Origin of the sequence: Rhizobium sp. TH135 (assembly GCF_002855515.1) — a bacterium.
Classification (GTDB): Bacteria; Pseudomonadota; Alphaproteobacteria; order Rhizobiales; family Rhizobiaceae; genus Allorhizobium.
Window position 1 is genome coordinate 383,143 of record NZ_PKRP01000003.1, and the last position, 18,144, is coordinate 401,286.

Sequence of the window (18,144 nt, forward strand, 5' to 3'; positions counted from 1 at the left end):
CTTCAAACCGAACCGCATGGCAATTTCAAGACCTGCCGACGCGCCCAAGGACTATGAAGGCATCAAGATAATGAAAAAAGATATCAAACTGCTCGATTATCTCGCAGTTCGTCGTTCCGTGCCCGCATTTCAGATGTGCGAGCCCGGCCCGGACAAGAGTGAAATTGAGTCGATTCTGTCGCTCGCGGTGCGCGTTCCCGATCATGGCAAGATCGCTCCCTGGCGCTTCATCGTCTATCGAGGCGAGGAGCGTGCGCGCATTGGCGAGGAACTTCTGGCAATGGCACTGGAGAAGAACCCGGCGCTGTCTGAGGAGATGATCAAGGTCGAGCGTACCCGGTTCACCCGCGCGCCCGTGGTCATCGGCGTCATCTCGACGGCCGCCCCGCATGCGAAGATCCCAGAATGGGAACAGGTCATGTCGGCCGGCGCCGTTTGCCTCAACCTGCTGATGGCCGCCAATGCCCATGGTTACGTCTCCAACTGGCTCTCCGAATGGTTTGCCTTCGACGAACGCGCCTATCCGCTCCTCGGCGTAAAGCCAGGCGAGAAGGTTGCGGGCTTCATCCATATCGGCTCGACGGAATTCCCGATCGTCGAGCGCCCGCGTCCGGCCCTGGAGGATGTCGTCTCCTGGCACGGTGGTGAGGATTGATGTTCTACGAAACCGAATCGAATGCGCATGGCATGGCGCACGATCCCTTCAAGGCGATCGTGGCGCCCCGGCCGATCGGCTGGATCGGCACGAAGGGCAGGGACGGCAGCCACAATCTGTCGCCCTATTCCTTCTTCAATGCCGTCGGAGATCGCCCGAAAATGGTGATGTTTTCGTCGAGCGGTCGCAAAGACAGTCTGCGCAATGTCGAGGAGACGCGGGTCTTCACCGCCAGCTTTGTCAGCCGCAAGCTCATCGATCAGATGAACGCCTCCTCGGCCGCTGTACCCTATGAGACGGACGAGTTCGCGCTCGCAGGCGTCACAGCAGCGCCTGGCCGGCTCATCGACGCGCCCTATGTCGGTGAAGCCGTTGCCGCACTCGAATGCCGGGTGACCAAGGTCCTGACCCTGCCAGACATGGATGGAAACGAGACCGACAGTCACGCAGTCTTCGGCCAGGTGGTTGGTATCCATATCGCTGATGGCGTGATCCGTGACGGGCGATTCGATCTTGCCTTCGCAGATCCGATCATGAGGCTGGGCTACATGGATTATGCCGGTATGGGCCCGGTCTTCGAGCTGAAGCGTCCCGGCCAGCGAGGCTAGCGCGTGCTGTGCCTCCTCTCAGACCCGTAGATATCAGGGGTTTCGGGAGGAGGTTAATGAACGTGGTGAACGTTTCTTAAACACTTTGAACCTAGTGTCCGAGATAGCGAATGTTTTGGGTGTGCACAGGTGGCGAGTGGGTTCGACTTTGATCGTTGCAGCTTTTCTCAAATGGGTCGAGACGGCGAAATCGCAGGAGCGGGCTCGTGCGGCGAACGCTCTGGCTCGGGCTTACCTGAAGTCCGAGATGGCCCCGGAAGAACGTCATGCAGCCCAGATGGCCATGACCTATCTTCTGGACGATCCCGCCCCGCAGGTGCGCCTCGCACTGGCCGACGTTCTTGCACAAGAGGCTAGGGCGCCCCGCGCCCTGATGGTGTCGCTTGCCGAAGACCAGCCAGAGATCGCCTCATCGGTTATTCTCCATTCGCCGGTTCTCTCCGATGCAGATCTCGTGGATATCGCAGGCCGCGGTACCGTTGAGACCCGCGCGCTGATCGCAGCCCGAAACGACGTCAGTATCGGCGTCGCTGCAGCGCTTGCCGAGATCGGAGATGCTGCAGAACTCGAAGTCCTGCTAGAAAATCCCCGTGCACGCCTCACTGCCTTCACGCTCCGCCGCATTGCAGAGCGCCACGGCCATAGCGAGCGCATCCGGGCGCTTCTGCTTGAGCGTGACGATCTGACAAGCGGCGTTCGCCAGCTCCTGGTGCAGTTCGTCGCCGATGCGCTTGCGGGTTCAGGCCTGGTGATCGGCGCCATAGGCACCCGGCGGATCGAGCGCATTGCCCGGGAAGCCGGAGACTGCGCAACGATCGCGCTGCTGGCTGACGTGCATGGTGAAGAACTGTCGCGCCTCACAGACCAGCTTCGCGGCGCCGGTCGTCTGACCCCAGCCTTCCTGATGCATGCGCTCTGCGCCGGCCGCACCGACTTCTTCTCGTCGTCCATCGTTGCAATTTCCGGTCTGGATGAGCGGCGGGTGCGTTCCATTCTGGCGACTGGCCGCTTTCATGCGGTGCGGGCTCTGCTGGAATCCTCGGGTCTCTCACGGGATGTCAGCCCGCTTTTCGTTGATGCCGTGATGCTCTGGCGCACGCTCATCCAGTCGGCAGATGGTTTCGATCTCGACCATATCGCGCACCGGCTCGTCGCACGCTATCGAGACGCCCGTGACCTCAGCGATTCGGCCCGCGTGCTGATCGACATGATCGAGCGGATCGCGATCGCAGAGGAGCGGAGATTGGCGCGGGACTATGCCAGTGGCTTTGCGCTGGCTGCAGCCTGATCAGATCAAGGCGTTATCTTTTTCGCGACCCAGGAATAGCTCTCAGACACGACGTGAATCGGCTTTTCGAAGATCATCTTGATTGCCGCCTTGCCGGGCAGAACCTCGCGTACGGCATCGATCGCCCGGTCCTTCAATGTCTTCTCTTGCTCTTCTGTCGGTTGGACAGCCGGAGAGGTAGCGCTATCACCCGGCTGCAACGGGGCCTGTGCTGCAAGAGCTTCCGTAATTTCTGGAGGCGGCATCTGGCAGACAGCCACAGCGGTTGGGTAGCCGATATTGGTATAGCGCCCCAGGACCTCTTCCGATGCCGCATTGCAGAGTTCGATGGAGACGAAGCGCTCTGATGGCGTCTCGACGAATTCGCACTGGCTGACGCTGTCGTCGCAGCCGAGGATCGTCATCATGATCAGAGCAGTCTTCATCGCGGGGCTCCCGGCAGGATGTTTGGTGCGCTAGACGAAACAGAGGATTGGAGCCAAAGCAAGGCGTTACCGGGTGCGCTCTTGAAGAGTGAGCGCACCGTTTTCTTGACATCGACAATCGCCGATGAGGCGCTAGCCTGCGGAAACCATGCGGTTTTCAACGGCGGGTTCCGCGACAAAATCCAGCTCCCCTTGCGCTTCGTCCGGAACAACATCGTCGGCAAGCTCGACTTCACGGATCCATTCGCGCCAGATCGACACGAGCAGTGCCATCAGCACCGGACCAATGAACAGACCGAGGAAGCCCATGGTCTTCACGCCACCGACGAGACCGAAGAAGGTCGGCAGGAACGGCAGCTTGATCGGACCGCCAACGAGACGTGGCCGAACCGTCTTGTCGACGATGAAGAGCTCGACCGAGCCCCAGATGAACAGAGCAACGCCTTCGATCATCGCGCCACTCGCGACGAGGTAGATCGAGACCAGCGTGAAGGACAGCGGCGCACCGCCTGGAATGAGCGCCATCACGCCCGTGATGACGCCAAGTGTGACAGGCGAGGGGACACCGGCCAGCCAATAGGCAATTCCGAGAATAATGCCCTCGCCGATGGCAATCAGAGTCATGCCGGTCACGGTGGAGCTGATGGTGGCCGGCACCACGCGTGAGATCCGCTCCCAACGGTTCGGCAGAATACGCTCGCCGAGCAGGTCGAGCTGGCGTGCAAAATTCGCTCCATCGCGATAGACGAAGAAAAGCGCGATCAGCATGAAAAGCAGTGTCAGCAACAGATGGAAGATGCCGTCACCTGCCGCAATGACGGCGCGGTAGATATTGCCGATATTGGCGCCGCTAACGATCTGGATGAGTTCTCCGATCGCGCCAGGCTGGCCGATATGTTCAGTCCACTTCGCCGCTAGCCACTCGCCCACACGCGGCAGTGCCGAGATCCAAGCCGGAGGCGGCGCACCCGTGGTGTTCGCCTCGACGGCCCAGGTGATCCATTGGCGGATTTCCTCGACAGCATAGGAGATCGCAACGCCGATCGGCACGATCAGGAAGGTCAGGATGAACAAGAGGGCGAGTGTCGCGCCCAAGGTCGTGTTACCGCCGATCCGGTCAAGCAGTCGTCGGTAGAGTGGCCAGCTGGCAAAAGCGATGACCAGTGATGCCAGCACCGGCACCAGAAATCCGTGGAAGAAATAGATGGCCGCAATACCGATCAGTACCAGCAGCCAGCGCGCCACCGAGATCGGCGTGATCAATGCGATGCGGTTTGCCGTTGCCTGACCGAGCCAACGCGGCCCTTTCGACGGGGTCTGAATATCAGCCTGGCTCACAATCTGAAGTGTCCCGTTAAAACTGCCCTGCATATGGAGCATTCTGGATCGGGAAACAAGCGGGCGGCGGCGGGCGTCTGACGCCCGACGCTCAGATGTCGAGGTTCTCCGCGAAGGCCGCACGCTCCTGAATGAAGCGGAAACGCGCCTCGGGCTTGGTGCCCATCAGGGCATCCACCGCATCGCGCGTGCCTTCGAAGTCGACATCATCGATGCCGACCCGCAGAAGCGTGCGCTTTGCCGGATCCATGGTCGTTTCCTTGAGCTGCGCCGGCATCATTTCGCCAAGGCCTTTGAAGCGACCGATCTCGACCTTCTTGCCCTTGAACACCGTCTCCATCAGCTCGGCGCGATGGGCGTCGTCGCGGGCATAGACGGTCTTTGCACCCTGGCGGATGACGTAGAGCGGCGGCACGGCGAGATAGAGGTGGTTGCCGCGGATCAGTTCCGGCATTTCCTGGTAGAAGAAGGTGATCAGCAGTGATGCGATATGAGCACCGTCGACGTCGGCATCGGTCATGACGATCACGCGCTCATAGCGGAGATCCTCGTCGCGATATTTCGTCCGTGTACCGCAGCCGAGCGCCTGGATGAGATCGGCGATCTGCTGGTTGGCCATCAGTTTTTCGCGGCTCGCCGAGCCGACGTTGAGGATCTTGCCGCGCAGCGGCAGGATCGCCTGGTTGGATCGATTGCGCGCCTGCTTAGCGGAGCCACCAGCCGAGTCACCTTCGACGATGAACAGTTCAGCACCTTCGGCTGTGTTCTGCGAGCAGTCGGCCAACTTGCCGGGCAGGCGAAGCTTGCGAACGGCGGTCTTGCGGTTGACTTCCTTCTCCTTGCGGCGGCGCAGGCGCTCTTCCGCGCGCTCGATCACCCAGTCGAGCAGCTTTGCCGCTTCGTTGGGATTGTCGGCGAGATAGTGGTCGAAGGGGTCGCGCAGCACGTTCTCGACAAGACGCTGGGCCTCGACGGTCGCGAGCTTGTCCTTGGTCTGTCCGACGAACTCAGGCTCACGGATGAAAACCGACAGCATGCCGACAGCAGAAATCATCACGTCGTCGGTGGTGATTTCTTTGGCGCGCTTGTTCTGGGTCAGTTCAGCGTAATTCTTGAGGCCCTTGGTCAGCGCAATGCGCAGACCGGCCTCATGCGTGCCGCCTTCGGGCGTCGGGATGGTGTTGCAATAGGAATGCAGAGCCGGGTCGCCGCCATACCAGGTGACAGCCCATTCCATCGCGCCATGGCCACCGGTCTTTTCGGTCTTGCCGGCAAAGATCTCGCGGGTGACGGTAAATTCCTTGCCGAGCGTGGCGGCAAGATAGTCCTTGAGGCCGCCGGGGAAGTGGAAGACCGCCTTTTCCGGGATGTCGCCGCCTTCCGGCACCATGCCCGGATCGCAGGACCACCGGATTTCAACGCCGCCGAAGAGATAGGCCTTGGACCGCGCCATGCGGAAGATCCGACCGGGATCGAATTTCGCATGGTCGCCGAAGATCTGCGGATCAGGATGGAAGCGCACGCGCGTTCCACGGCGGTTGTGCACTTCGCCCAGTTCTTCCAGCCCGCCCTGCGGCACGCCGCGCGAGAAGGTCTGGCGATAGAGTTTGCGATTGCGGGCGACTTCGACTTCGAGCAGGTCGGAGAGCGCGTTGACGACGGAGACACCGACGCCGTGCAGACCGCCCGATGTCTCATAGGCCTTGCCGTCGAATTTGCCGCCGGCATGCAGCTTGGTCATGATCACTTCGAGTGTCGACTTGCCGGGAACCTGCGGATGCAGTTCGACGGGAATGCCGCGACCATTGTCGGTGACCGTCAGGAAGCCCTGGGTGTCGAGATGCACGTCGATGAAGTTGGCGTGGCCGGCCACCGCTTCGTCCATCGAGTTGTCGATGACTTCGGCAAACAGATGATGCAGCGCCTTCTCGTCCGTGCCGCCGATATACATGCCGGGACGCATGCGCACCGGTTCGAGGCCTTCGAGAACCCGGATAGAGGAAGCGCCGTATTCCTCGGCACCCGCATTCGAAGCAGGGGCGGCCGGCCGCGCAACAGGTGCGGGGGCAGGGGTAGGCGCTGTCACAGTTTCCGCTTCGACCTTCTGGGCGAGCGGCATGCCGGAAAAGAGATCGTTGTCGTCCATGGCGTCGTTCGATACTCTGTTGCTGTTTGATGCCGGGTCTGCGGCACCTTCAGAAAGCCGCCGCACCAGGCCAGTCGCATCTGCGAATCGGTCGGATTGTGCCAGAAAGGCAGGGCAGGCGCGAAGGGCCATAGAGCCGGCGCATGTTGAATTCGGGCCAGCTTTGCGTGGCGCATTTCGCGAAGGCAAGCGTGAGCCGAGAGGAAACCCATCTTCCATGCAGATGTCCACAGCTCATTTACGCACTGCGGCGATTTCCTGCGTTCTCTTTCCGTTTCTGTTTCTGGCCAGTGCCCATGCGCAGGCTGTAGGTCCCTTCAAGGACGACCTGTTTTCGGCGCAGAACGTGCTTGAAACGAGGGATGGCGGTGACTTCACGATCGTCGACTATGACGAGATGCGCGACATCAATGGCCGCGACAGCGTTCCCGAGCGGCGGGTGAAGGATCGCTACGTTTCCCTCAAGGTGCGCCGTGTTCAGGAAAACCAGACGCTGCCACTGTCCACCGGACCGCTGGAGGTGGGTAGGGTCGGTCTCGATCAGGCGCAGGCCTTCACGGTGATCTTCATCCACGGGCGGGGCGGTGACCGTCGCCTCGGGCTGAACGACATCAGCTTCGGTGGCAACTTCAATCGCCTGAAGAATCTGGCGGCCGAAAATGGCGGCACCTATTACGCCCCCTCGGTCAGGAGCTTTGACGAAAAGGGCGTAGCGGACATCGCCGCTTTGATCGACCACGCCTCGGCGCAATCCGGCGGCAAGCCCGTCGTCCTCGCCTGCGCGTCCATGGGCAGCTTCATCTGCTGGGGTATCTCGCGCGACGCGCAGACGGTGGCGAAACTGTCGGGTATGGCGATCCTCGGCGGCGCGCCGGATCCCGCCTTGCCGAAAAGTGCGGCCGCCAAAGCCCGGCTTCCGATCTGGTTCACCCATGGCAGCCGCGACAGCGTCTATGCGGCCAACGATCAGCTGGCCATCTATCAAAAGCTTAGAGCCGCGGGGCAGCCCGCCCGGTTCACCCTGTTCGAAACCGGCTCCCACGGCACGCCGGTGCGGATGTCCGACTGGCGTGCCATGCTCAACTGGCTGATCCGCTAGGGTCTTCCTGCTTTGCTGCCTTTAGAGGCTTCATCCGGCCAGATTTTCACCATGTCGCCCGATTAACGAGCCAATCACGCTCCGCAATCTTTCCTTCCGGGCTCAGATTTGCTACTTCGCAGAAGCGAAATAGGGGTTTAGGCGACATGACACCGGAAGTTCGTCCGCTCGTTGCGGGCAATTGGAAAATGAACGGCACACGAGCTTCGCTCGATCAGATCAAGGCCATCGCTGAAGGTGTCCAGGGACCGCTCGCGGAAAAGGTGGATAGCCTGATCTGCCCGCCGGCGACCCTCCTCTATGTCGCAACCGCGCTTTGCACCGACAGCGCTCTCGAAATCGGTGCCCAGGATTGCCACCAGAACGCTTCGGGCGCCCACACCGGCGATCTGTCTGCCGAGATGATCGCAGATTGCTTCGGAACGCATGTAATCGTCGGCCATTCCGAGCGCCGCACCGATCATGCCGAGACCGACCATCTGGTGCGTGCCAAGGCAGAAGCAGCCTACGCCGCCGACTTGACCGCCGTCATCTGCATCGGTGAGACCGCAGACGAGCGCAAGTCTGGCCAGACCCTCGATATTCTCAAGCGTCAGCTCGCCGGCTCCGTTCCGGATGGGGCGAAGTCCGAGCGCACGGTCATCGCCTATGAACCCGTCTGGGCTATTGGCACCGGCTTGACCCCGACCACGGCTGATGTTGCCGAAGCCCATGCCTTCCTGCGATCCGAACTCGTCAAGCGCTTCGGCGCTGAAGGCCAGAAAATGCGCATTCTGTATGGCGGATCGGTCAAGCCCTCGAACGCCCGGGAACTCATGGCCGTCGACAACGTCGACGGTGCCCTGATCGGCGGCGCGAGCTTGAAGGCTGCGGATTTCCTCGCCATATACCGGGTCTACGAGGAACTCACCGCCTGAAGGGCAAAGCCCTGAAATGCGGGAGAGGGGGTTTCATTGCCCGTTCCTCTCATGTAAAGAGCCGCCAACCTCATTGATTTTGCCCCTGTTGGGCAGGATGGACATTCCATGCAGACCGTATTGCTCGTAATTTACCTCATGGTCGTCGTCGCACTGATCGGCGTCGTTCTCATCCAGCGGTCGGAAGGCGGCGGTCTGGGCATCGGCGGCGGATCGGGCTTCATGTCTGCGCGTGGCACGGCCAATGCCCTGACCCGCACGACGGCGATCCTGGCGACGCTCTTCTTCGTCATCTCGCTGGCGCTTGGCATCCTTGCGCGTTACGAATCCCGCCCGACCGACATTCTGGATCGCATCCCGGCTGGCAACGGCACGACCCAGGGCGGCGGCAGTGTTCTCGACCAGCTTCCGGCAGCTCCGGCCCAGCCGTCGACGACGGCGCCTGCAGCGTCTACGCCTGCGGCTCCGGCAACGCCGGCCCCGGCAGCAGACCCCAACGCCGTTCCGAACAACTGATCGGAACGACATCCATCACTCCGGCGGGCTCAAGGGTCCGCCGGTTTTCTTTTGTCTGAATTCCGCCACTCCACACGAAAAATGTGGGACAAGCCCGATTGGGGCTGGCGGAATCGAATCTGAAACGGTATCCGGTGAAGCCCATGGCGCGATATGTATTCATCACTGGCGGCGTGGTTTCCTCTCTCGGTAAAGGAATTGCGGCCGCGGCACTCGGAGCATTGTTGCAGGCACGGGGTTACCGCGTGCGTCTGCGCAAGCTGGACCCCTATCTCAACGTTGACCCGGGCACCATGAGCCCGACTCAGCACGGCGAAGTCTTCGTCACCGATGACGGTGCCGAAACCGACCTCGACCTCGGCCACTATGAGCGTTTTACCGGGCGCTCGGCCACCAAGACCGACAACATCACCACCGGTCGTATCTACAAGAACATCATCGACAAGGAACGCCGCGGCGATTATCTTGGCGCGACCGTACAGGTCATTCCGCACGTCACGAACGAGATCAAGGATTTCGTCATCGAGGGCAATGACGACTACGACTTCGTCATCTGCGAGATCGGCGGCACCGTCGGTGACATCGAAGCCATGCCCTTCATGGAAGCGATCCGTCAGCTCGGCAACGACCTGCCGCGCGGCACCGCCGTATACGTTCACCTGACCCTGATGCCTTACATTCCGGCAGCCGGCGAGCTAAAGACCAAGCCGACCCAGCATTCCGTCAAGGAACTGCAGGCGCTCGGTATTCATCCCGACATTCTGCTCGTTCGCGCCGATCGCGAGATCCCGCAGGCCGAGCGCCGCAAGCTCTCGCTGTTCTGCAACGTGCGTGAAAGCGCCGTGATCCAGGCTCTCGACGTCGCCAACATCTACGACGTCCCCATGGCCTACCACAAGGAAGGCCTCGACAACGAGGTTCTGGCCGCCTTCGGCATCGAGCCGGCACCCAAGCCGCGCCTGGATGCCTGGGAAGAGGTGTGCAACCGCATCCGTACCCCGGAAGGCGAAGTCACGATCGCGATCGTCGGCAAGTACACGGGCCTCAAGGACGCCTACAAGTCGCTGATCGAAGCCCTCTACCACGGCGGCATCGCCAACCGGGTCAAGGTCAAGCTGGAATGGATCGAGTCCGAGATCTTCGAAAAGGAAGATCCGTCGCCGTGGCTGGAAAAGGTCAACGGCATCCTCGTGCCCGGCGGCTTCGGCGAGCGTGGTTCGGAAGGCAAGATCCTGGCCGCCCAGTTCGCCCGCGAGCGCAAGGTGCCGTATTTCGGCATCTGCTTCGGCATGCAGATGGCGGTCGTTGAAGCCGCACGTAACCTCGCCGGCATCGAGAACGCCTCTTCGACCGAATTCGGCAAGACCGAAGAACCGGTCGTTGGCCTGATGACGGAATGGATGAAGGGCAACGAGCTCGAGAAGCGTTCGGCTGTCGGCGATCTCGGCGGCACCATGCGTCTCGGCGCCTATAAGGCCTCGCTGAAGAAGGGCACCAAGATCTCCGAGATCTATGGCTCGGCGGACATCTCCGAACGGCACCGCCATCGCTACGAAGTCAACGTCGACTACAAGGATCGCCTTGAATCTTGTGGTCTCGTTTTCTCCGGCATGTCGCCGGACGGCCTACTGCCGGAAACGGTTGAGTACCCTGACCATCCGTGGTTCATCGGCGTCCAGTACCATCCGGAGCTGAAGTCCCGGCCGCTCGACCCGCATCCGCTCTTTGCAAGCTTCATCGGTGCGGCACTGGAACAGAGCCGCCTCGTCTGAGGACGAACTGCAGACAGACCTTCAGAGACCCGGCCATGTGCCGGGTCTTTTCATTCTGGGCTATTGCGCGGGTAGCTTGGCTTGCAGTTATGGACGCAGCAAGAGGACTGGCACTGTGTCACCCGCCTCGACTGCCGGCGCGTTGGGCGGACGCACAATCAGGCAGTCTGACTGCGAAAAGATCCGCATCATCGAGGAGTCCTGCTTGCCGAAGCTTTCGACCACAGGCATGTCGTCGCTGGTTTCACTCAGCCGCGCACGAACATAGTCCTGCCGCTTGTCGTTGGCGGGCAGGGCGGCCTGTAGCCTCGCCATGGCCATGCGTCGTGGCGTCTTTCGATGTCCGAGGTGGCAAAGAAGCGGCTCAAGGAACAGAAGCCCGCAGACAAGGCTCGACACCGGATTGCCGGGAAGACCAAGCACCTGCATTTCGCCAAGCCGGCCAACCATCAGGGGTTTGCCCGGACGCATGGCGATCCGCCAGAAATCGAGCTCCATCCCGGCCGCAACCAGCGTCGACTGGACAAGGTCGTGGTCGCCAACGGAGGCGCCACCCAGCGTGACGAGCACTTCGACACCGAGGGCGCGCGCCCGCTCCACCGCTTCGCGCAACAGGTCGCGATTGTCTGGCACGATGCCGAGATCGATCACCTCGGCGCCATTATCACGGGCAAGCGCCGCGATACCGAAGGTGTTTGAGCCGATGATCTGGCTTGGGCTGGGCTGGCCGCCGGGAGGCATCAGTTCGTCACCGGTGGCGAGGATCGCTATCCTGGGGCGGCGATAAACGGGCACTGTCGCGTGATTCATGGCCGCGGCCAGCGTCAGATGGGTAAAGTCGAGGGAGAGCCCGGCCGAAAGGGCCACATCGCCTTCCGCAAAATCCTGGCCTCGCGGGCGAATATGACGGCCATGGGTAACCACAAACTGGGTGCAGATACGCCCGTCATCCAGCTTCTCAGCATCTTCCTGCAGGAGGATGCTGTCGGCGCCATCTGGCACGGGCGCTCCGGTAAAGATGCGCACAGCCTGCCCTGCACCGACCGTCCCCGAGAAACCATGCCCGGCTGCCGATTCGCCGATGACGGTAAGCACTGATCCAATCTCGGTCGCATCCTCAGCCCGAAGCGCATAACCGTCCATGGCCGACGCATTGAAGGGCGGCTGGGTCAGGCGGGCGGTCAGGTCGCCCGCCAGCACGCGCCCATTGGCCTCATGAAGGGATAGCTCTTCTTTGTCGCCGACCGGTTGGGCTGCAGCCAGAAGCCGCGCCAGCGCGTCCTCGACCGGCAGCAGCGACATCAGCTTCGCTCCGGATGGCGAAAATCGCCCGACTTGCCGCCACTCTTTTCCATCACGCGGATACCGCCGATTTCCATCGTCTTGTCGATGGCTTTCGCCATGTCGTAGATCGTCAGGCAGGTCACGGAAACGGCCGTCAGCGCTTCCATCTCGACGCCAGTCTTGCCCGTCAGCTTCACGGTCGCTTCGACCCGAAGTCCTGGGAGGTCGGCATCCTCCGTGATGTCGACGGTAACCTTCGAGAGCATCAGAGGATGGCAAAGCGGAATGAGGTTGCTGGTCTGCTTGGCGGCCATGATGCCGGCGATCCGAGCCGTACCGATCACGTCGCCCTTTTTGGCATTGCCTGCGATAACAGTCGCAAGTGTCGCGGGGTTCATCCGCACAAAGCCTTCGGCAACCGCGATACGGACCGTGTCATCCTTGGCCGAGACATCCACCATATGGGCCTCGCCGGAGGCGCCGATATGCGTCAGTCCGCCGGACCCGGCTGTCATTCGGCCGCCAGAGCGCCGGTCTTGCCGGTCAGAAGCGTACGGGTGGCAGAGGCGACGTCGTCCTTGCGCATCAGGCTCTCGCCGACGAGGAAGGTCGAGATGCCGGATTTCTCCAGCCGCTGACAATCTTCGTAGGTGAAGATGCCGCTTTCACCGACCAGCAGCCGATCTGCCGGAACCATGGAAGCGAGTTCTTCGCTGACCGTTAGGCTGACCTCGAAGGTGCGCAGATTGCGGTTGTTGATCCCGACCAGCGGTGACCTAAGCTTCAATGCCCGTTCCATCTCTTCGGCATCATGCACTTCGACGAGCACGTCCATTCCCAGCTCAAAGGCGACCGCTTCGAGTTCAGCCGCTTCGCCGTCCGAGAGCGATGCCATGATCAGCAGGATGCAGTCGCCACCCCAGGCGCGGGCCTCGTAAACCTGATAGGCGTCGAACATGAAGTCCTTGCGGAGCGCCGGAAGAGCGCAGGCCTTACGGGCCGCTGTCAGGAACTCCGGTGCGCCCTGGAAGCTTGGGGTGTCGGTCAGCACGGAGAGGCAGGCAGCGCCGCCGGCTTCATAAGCAGCCGCCAGCGACGGCGGATCGAAATCCGGACGGATAAGGCCCTTCGAAGGGCTCGCCTTCTTGATCTCGGCGATCAGGCCGAAACGGCCCTCGTCGCGGGCGCGAACCAGCGCGCGGTGGAAACCGCGTGGCGCTTCCTGACCGGCAATCCGGTCCTTGAGTTCGGAAAGCGAAACGGCGGCTTTCGCTGCCGAGATTTCTTCCCGCTTGTAGGTCTCTATGCGCTTCAGGATATCGGTCATGGTCGCAAGCTTAGCCCTGAGTGGCGGAATTGGAAATGGCAATCAGCGTTTCGAGCGCTCGTGCAGCACCACCACCGTCCAGCGACTGGCTAGCGAGATGCATGCCCTCGGCCACATCCTTCGCCTTGCCGGCGACGATCAGCGAGGCAGCTGCATTGCAAAGCGCGACGTCGCGATAAGGCGTCTTCGCACCGCCAAGCACATCACGCAGCGCTGCCGCATTCACCGCGCCGTCACCGCCACGGATGGCGTCAAGCGTGACGGTTTCCACGCCGAAATCGGAAGGCGTTAGCTCGAAGGTGGTGATTTCGCCGTCTTTCAATGCCGCCACCAGAGACGGACCGGTCGTCGTGATCTCGTCCAGGCCGCTGCCATGGACAACCCAAGCGCTGGTCAGGCCGAGGTCGCGCAGAGCTTCCGCTCCGGGCACCAGCCACTCGGGCGAGTAGACGCCAAAGAGCTGCTTCTTGACCCGGGCAGGGCTCGACAGGGGTCCTACGATGTTGAAGATCGTGCGGGCACCCAGCTCGACGCGGGCAGGGCCGACATGGCGCATCGCAGGATGATGCAGCTGCGCAAACATGAAGCCGATCCCGGCCTCGCGGATGCAGCGACCGATGAGGTCCGGCTCGATATCGAGCTTCACGCCGAGCTGCGAGAGCGCATCGGCGGTGCCCGATTTCGAGCTCAGCGCGCGATTGCCGTGTTTGGCGACGGGAACGCCGGCACCCGCCACGATGATCGCGGCGAGCGTCGAGATGTTATAGGTATTGGTGCCGTCGCCGCCGGTTCCGACGATGTCGATCGCATCGGCAGGCGCATCCACCGGCACCATCTTCTGCCGCATGATCGAAACCGCGCCGGCGATCTCGTCGACGGTCTCGCCGCGCACGCGCAAGGCCATGAGGAAGCCGCCGACCTGCGCCATGCTGGCTTCGCCCGACATCAGGATCTCGAAGGCGTCGCTCGCTTCCTGCCGCGTGAGCGGCTGGCGCGTGGCGATCTTGGCGATGAAGGGTTTCAACCCGGACATTGTGCAGCTCCCCCGCTGGCTGGCGCTTACCGGACGATGGCCTGCTGGGCCAGCGCCTGATTGATCGTCACGCCATATTCCGACTGCAACTGGCCGACCATCTGATCGAGAATGTCGTCACCGGCCGCATTGGCGACCTGTGCGATCTGCTCGTCTTCGTTGAGCGGCACGCCGCCGGTCGGCTGATCGCGAACGGCAGTGACCGTCAGGAGGATCTGCGTGGACGGGTCTGCACCCGAAGCCGTCGCCACCGTGCCCTGGGGGCCGGAGAAAGCGGAAGTGATCGCTGTCGTGCCGAGAACGGCGTCATCGCTGCGGCGGGTGATGCCTGCCTTGCTTTCAACCGCAAGCCCGAGTTCGGTGGCAATCTCTTCCAGCTTGCCGCCATCAGCGATGCGCTTGCGCAGGCTTTCGGCCTTGGCGCCGAGCGCAATGCGCTGCTGTTCCGCCGTCCAGTCGGTCACGGCCTTTTCGCGCACTTCGGCCAGTTCGCGATCGCGCTCGGCCTTGATGTCGGTGACTTCGAACCAGATGAAGCCGTTGCTGCCCAGATTGACCGGCAGTGCCTCGACGCCGACATCGGTGCGGAACACTTCGGTCAGCAGCTTGTCACGCTCTGGAATGCCGGCAACTTCCGTCTCGCGGTTATCAAGGCCGCGGCGATCGATATCGGTGACGGACGAGGACTGGAGCTTCAGCTGCTCCGCCGCTTCCTTCAGCGTCGAGCCGCCTGCACGCAGGTCTTCGAACTGGTCATGCACGGTGGTGATGTCCGCGATCGCGGCAGATTCGGCAAGCGCCGCACGGATTTCTTCACGGACCTCGTCGAGGCTTTGGGTGCGACCTTCCTTGATATTGGTGATGCGCAGTATGACCGGACCGAGAGCTCCATCGACCACTGCGGTGGTGCCGCCTTCGGCCGTGACGGCAAAGGCCGCGTCGGCGAGAGCCGGGTCGGGAAGGCGGTCACGGGTAAAGTCACCAAGCAGCACGTCGCCGGCGGTCTTGCCCTGGTCGGTGACCAGTTGGTCGAAGCTGGTGCCGTTCTGCAGTTCCTGCAGGGCGGCCTCGGCCATTTCACGGTTCTCGAAGGAAAGCTGTTCGATCGTGCGCGTGCCGGCGATCTCGTAGGTCGCCTTGCGGCGCTCATAGTCTTCGCGGATCTGCTCGTCTGTGATCGATGCCGTGTCGGCGATGTCGGCCGGCTCCAGCTTTACATAGTTGAAGCTGCGATATTCCGGCGCGCGGTAGCCCGACTTGGTCGTCTCGAACCAGGCGGCAAGCGTTGCATCGTCGGGCGCCTTGACCGGTTCGATATTGGCGTTGGTCAGCAGCAGGTAGTTGATGTCGCGGTTTTCGTAGCGATAGGCCTTCAGCGCATCGACAAGCACCTTCGGCGCAACGAAGCCGTCTGCGGTCGCATCGACGATCTGGCTGCGGATCGCGACACGCGAGCGCTCCTGGATATAGTCGTCTTCTCTCAGCCCCGCATTGCGAAGGCGCGACGAGAATAGCGCGCGGTCGAAGCTTCCGGCTGCGTTCTTGAACGCCGGATCATCGGCGATCAGCTGGGCAAGGCGATCCTGTGACAGACCGAGATTCATGTCCGAGGCAAGCTGGTCGAGAGCGGCACCCGCTGCAAGCTGCGAAAACACCTGGGACTCGATGCCGAAGGCACGGGCCTGCTCTGTAGTAAGCTGCATTCCAAACCGGCTGCTCATATCCGAGACCTGCCGCTGATAGGCGAAAGCAAAGTCACTGGACGACACAGTCTGATCACCCACGGCAACAACGGTGTCCGACGTGTTGCTGAACAGGGATGCCGAAACGCCCCACACGCCGAAGGAAACGACGAGCAAGAGAAGCAAGATCTTGGCAAAGATTGTTTGGGAAGCTTTTCGCAGAATGACGAGCATCGGGACGCATGAACCTCATTGTAAACCTTCGTCCGGGACGAAGCAGGTTGACTTCCTTAGAACAAAGCTTTCGGGAAATGAAGGCATAGAGCGGCGAAATGCGCAGCCATCACGGTGAGTTTGATCGCATCCGACTGTCCTGGGCGCAAAGGCGTCAGCTGAAACGAAAGAAGGCCGGACTGAGCCGGCCTTCTCCAAAGATTGCGATGTAGGCGTCTCAGCGTTCCGAGAGCGCCTTGTAGTCGCGCTGCGGGGCGCCGGTGTAGAGCTGGCGCGGACGGCCGATACGCTGCTGCGGATCTTCGATCATCTCGTTCCACTGTGCGATCCACCCGACGGTGCGGGCGAGCGCGAAGAGAACGGTGAACATCGTCGTCGGGAAGCCGAGCGCACGCAGTGTGATGCCGGAGTAGAAGTCGACGTTCGGGTAGAGCTTCTTCTCGATGAAGTAGGGATCGTTGAGCGCGATCTTCTCGAGCTCAAGCGCCACCTTCATCAGCGGGTCGTCGCCGTGACCGGTCGCTTCTAGGACCTCGTACATGGTCTTCTGCATGATCTTCGCGCGCGGGTCATAGTTCTTGTACACACGGTGACCGAAGCCCATGAGACGGAACGGGTCGTTCTTGTCCTTGGCCTTGGCGATGTACTCCGGAATACGATCAACCGAGCCGATTTCCATCAGCATGTTGAGGGCTGCTTCGTTGGCGCCACCATGAGCGGGGCCCCAGAGGCAAGCAATACCGGCCGCGATGCAGGCGAACGGATTGGCGCCCGACGAGCCGGCGAGACGCACGGTCGAGGTCGACGCATTCTGCTCGTGATCGGCATGCAGGATGAAGATGCGGTCCATGGCGCGCGCCAGAACCGGATTGACCTGGTATTCTTCGCAAGGCACGGCAAAGCACATGCGCAGGAAGTTCGAGGCGTAATCCAGATCGTTCTTCGGATAAACGAAGGGCTGGCCGATGTGATACTTGTATGCCATCGCAGCGATCGTCGGCATCTTCGCGATCATGCGCAGCGAGGCGACCATGCGCTGATGCGGATCGGTGATATCGGTCGAGTCGTGATAGAAGGCGGAGAGCGCGCCGACCGTGCCGACCATGACCGCCATCGGGTGGGCGTCACGGCGATAGCCGGAGAAGAATTTGCTCATCTGCTCGTGCACCATGGTGTGGTGCGTCACGCGATAGTCGAAGTCCTTTTTCTGCGCTGCCGTCGGCAGTTCGCCGTAAAGAAGCAGGTAGCAGACTTCCAGGAAGTCGCCCTTTTCCGCCAGCTGTTCGATCGGGTAACCGCGATGCAGCAGCGTGCCTTCGTCGCCATCGATATAGGTGATCTTGGATTCGCAGGAGGCCGTGGACGTAAAGCCCGGATCGTAGGTGAACGTGCCCGTGTGCTTGTACAGGGCCGCGATGTCGATAACGTCTGGGCCGATCGTGCCGGCCTTGACGCTCAGGTCGACCGTCTTGTCCCCGAGTTTCAAAGAAGCGCTTTTGTCCGTCATGCTGATCCTCCGGTATTGGCGGGAAGGCGTCTCAAAAAAGCCGCCATCGGTTAAGCGTGTCGATGTAGCTATATGATACCGAAGTTAATGCCAAGCTATCCAAAGGGCAAATTGTGCGTCGCGAAAACGGCAACAATCGAACCGATCGGTCCTAATCGTTTAAAGCCCGGATAGGCGGCAAAATCGCCACTTTGCGCACGCTATGATTGCTCCTGCTTTTCGCCTATCCTGTGCCCGGATGGGGTGGCTTCGCTCGGACGAACCGAATGGTCGACGTGGCAGAAAGACAGGGGGTAGGACATGCAGGGCCCGG

16 protein-coding genes are annotated in these 18,144 nt (G+C 61.5%); 7 read left to right on the forward strand and 9 right to left on the reverse strand.

Translation table 11 applies throughout. The features are described from left to right. Positions 1 to 70 precede the first annotated feature (70 nt). The 3 genes from C0V73_RS10860 (at position 71) to C0V73_RS10870 (ending at position 2,551) form a co-directional block, all read left to right on the forward strand. Positions 71 to 655: a nitroreductase gene (locus C0V73_RS10860; protein WP_102020349.1), complete on the forward strand. Its 585-nt coding sequence runs from the start codon at positions 71 to 73 to the stop codon at positions 653 to 655. Further along, positions 655 to 1,263 carry a flavin reductase family protein gene (locus tag C0V73_RS10865; protein WP_102020009.1) on the forward strand — a complete coding sequence of 203 codons (609 nt, stop codon included), beginning with the start codon at positions 655 to 657 and terminating at the stop codon, positions 1,261 to 1,263. Before C0V73_RS10860 ends, C0V73_RS10865 begins: the two co-directional genes overlap by 1 nt. A 148-nt stretch (positions 1,264 to 1,411) precedes the next feature. After that, positions 1,412 to 2,551, forward strand: coding sequence for a DUF2336 domain-containing protein (locus C0V73_RS10870; protein ID WP_102020350.1), 1,140 nt, complete (start codon positions 1,412 to 1,414; stop codon positions 2,549 to 2,551). 5 nt (positions 2,552 to 2,556) lie between these two features. On the opposite strand, the gene C0V73_RS10875 is transcribed toward C0V73_RS10870, so the two are convergent. The 3 genes from C0V73_RS10875 to parE all read right to left on the reverse strand — a co-directional run bounded on the left by C0V73_RS10875 (position 2,557) and on the right by parE (position 6,460). Further along, positions 2,557 to 2,976 carry a hypothetical protein gene (locus tag C0V73_RS10875; RefSeq protein WP_102020010.1) on the reverse strand — a complete coding sequence of 140 codons (420 nt, stop codon included), beginning with the start codon at positions 2,974 to 2,976 and terminating at the stop codon, positions 2,557 to 2,559. 132 nt (positions 2,977 to 3,108) lie between these two features. Beyond that, entirely contained in the window at positions 3,109 to 4,314 is a 1,206-nt protein-coding gene (locus tag C0V73_RS10880; protein ID WP_102020351.1) for an AI-2E family transporter, read from the reverse strand. A gap of 91 nt (positions 4,315 to 4,405) precedes the next feature. Then, the gene (gene parE / locus C0V73_RS10885; protein WP_102020011.1) at positions 4,406 to 6,460 is read right to left on the reverse strand and encodes a DNA topoisomerase IV subunit B; all 2,055 of its coding nucleotides are present in this window, start codon (positions 6,458 to 6,460) and stop codon (positions 4,406 to 4,408) included. Between the two features lie 217 nt (positions 6,461 to 6,677). On the opposite strand from parE, the gene C0V73_RS10890 reads away from it, so the two are divergent. From C0V73_RS10890 to C0V73_RS10905, 4 genes are all read left to right on the forward strand, one after another. Then, on the forward strand, positions 6,678 to 7,559 hold the full coding sequence (locus tag C0V73_RS10890) for an alpha/beta fold hydrolase (protein WP_102020012.1): 882 nt from the start codon (positions 6,678 to 6,680) through the stop codon (positions 7,557 to 7,559). Positions 7,560 to 7,705: 146 nt separating this feature from the next. Then, positions 7,706 to 8,476 (forward strand): triose-phosphate isomerase, encoded by a 771-nt coding sequence (gene tpiA / locus C0V73_RS10895; RefSeq protein WP_102020013.1) that lies wholly within the window; start codon positions 7,706 to 7,708, stop codon positions 8,474 to 8,476. A gap of 108 nt (positions 8,477 to 8,584) precedes the next feature. Further along, positions 8,585 to 8,992 carry a preprotein translocase subunit SecG gene (secG, locus tag C0V73_RS10900; RefSeq protein ID WP_102020014.1) on the forward strand — a complete coding sequence of 136 codons (408 nt, stop codon included), beginning with the start codon at positions 8,585 to 8,587 and terminating at the stop codon, positions 8,990 to 8,992. Positions 8,993 to 9,126: 134 nt separating this feature from the next. Further along, the gene (locus tag C0V73_RS10905; RefSeq protein WP_280951005.1) at positions 9,127 to 10,764 is read left to right on the forward strand and encodes a CTP synthase; all 1,638 of its coding nucleotides are present in this window, start codon (positions 9,127 to 9,129) and stop codon (positions 10,762 to 10,764) included. An 87-nt stretch (positions 10,765 to 10,851) separates the two neighbouring features. Here the strand turns inward: C0V73_RS10905 and glp are convergent, their stop codons facing one another. From glp to gltA, 6 genes are all read right to left on the reverse strand, one after another. Beyond that, positions 10,852 to 12,066 carry a gephyrin-like molybdotransferase Glp gene (gene glp, locus C0V73_RS10910; protein WP_172450125.1) on the reverse strand — a complete coding sequence of 405 codons (1,215 nt, stop codon included), beginning with the start codon at positions 12,064 to 12,066 and terminating at the stop codon, positions 10,852 to 10,854. Beyond that, a complete protein-coding gene (gene moaC, locus C0V73_RS10915; RefSeq protein ID WP_102020015.1) occupies positions 12,066 to 12,563 on the reverse strand; it encodes a cyclic pyranopterin monophosphate synthase MoaC in 498 nt (165 codons plus the stop codon). The genes glp and moaC overlap by 1 nt, the downstream gene beginning before the upstream one ends. Continuing rightward, positions 12,560 to 13,375, reverse strand: a complete 816-nt coding sequence (trpC, locus tag C0V73_RS10920; RefSeq protein WP_102020016.1) for an indole-3-glycerol phosphate synthase TrpC — start codon at positions 13,373 to 13,375, stop codon at positions 12,560 to 12,562. Before trpC ends, moaC begins: the two co-directional genes overlap by 4 nt. A gap of 10 nt (positions 13,376 to 13,385) precedes the next feature. Next, positions 13,386 to 14,408: an anthranilate phosphoribosyltransferase gene (gene trpD / locus C0V73_RS10925; RefSeq protein WP_102020017.1), complete on the reverse strand. Its 1,023-nt coding sequence runs from the start codon at positions 14,406 to 14,408 to the stop codon at positions 13,386 to 13,388. A 26-nt stretch (positions 14,409 to 14,434) separates the two neighbouring features. Then, positions 14,435 to 16,324 carry a peptidylprolyl isomerase gene (locus tag C0V73_RS10930; protein ID WP_102020018.1) on the reverse strand — a complete coding sequence of 630 codons (1,890 nt, stop codon included), beginning with the start codon at positions 16,322 to 16,324 and terminating at the stop codon, positions 14,435 to 14,437. A gap of 217 nt (positions 16,325 to 16,541) precedes the next feature. Next, positions 16,542 to 17,831 (reverse strand): citrate synthase, encoded by a 1,290-nt coding sequence (gene gltA, locus C0V73_RS10935; protein WP_102020019.1) that lies wholly within the window; start codon positions 17,829 to 17,831, stop codon positions 16,542 to 16,544. Between the last annotated feature and the right edge of the window lie 313 nt (positions 17,832 to 18,144).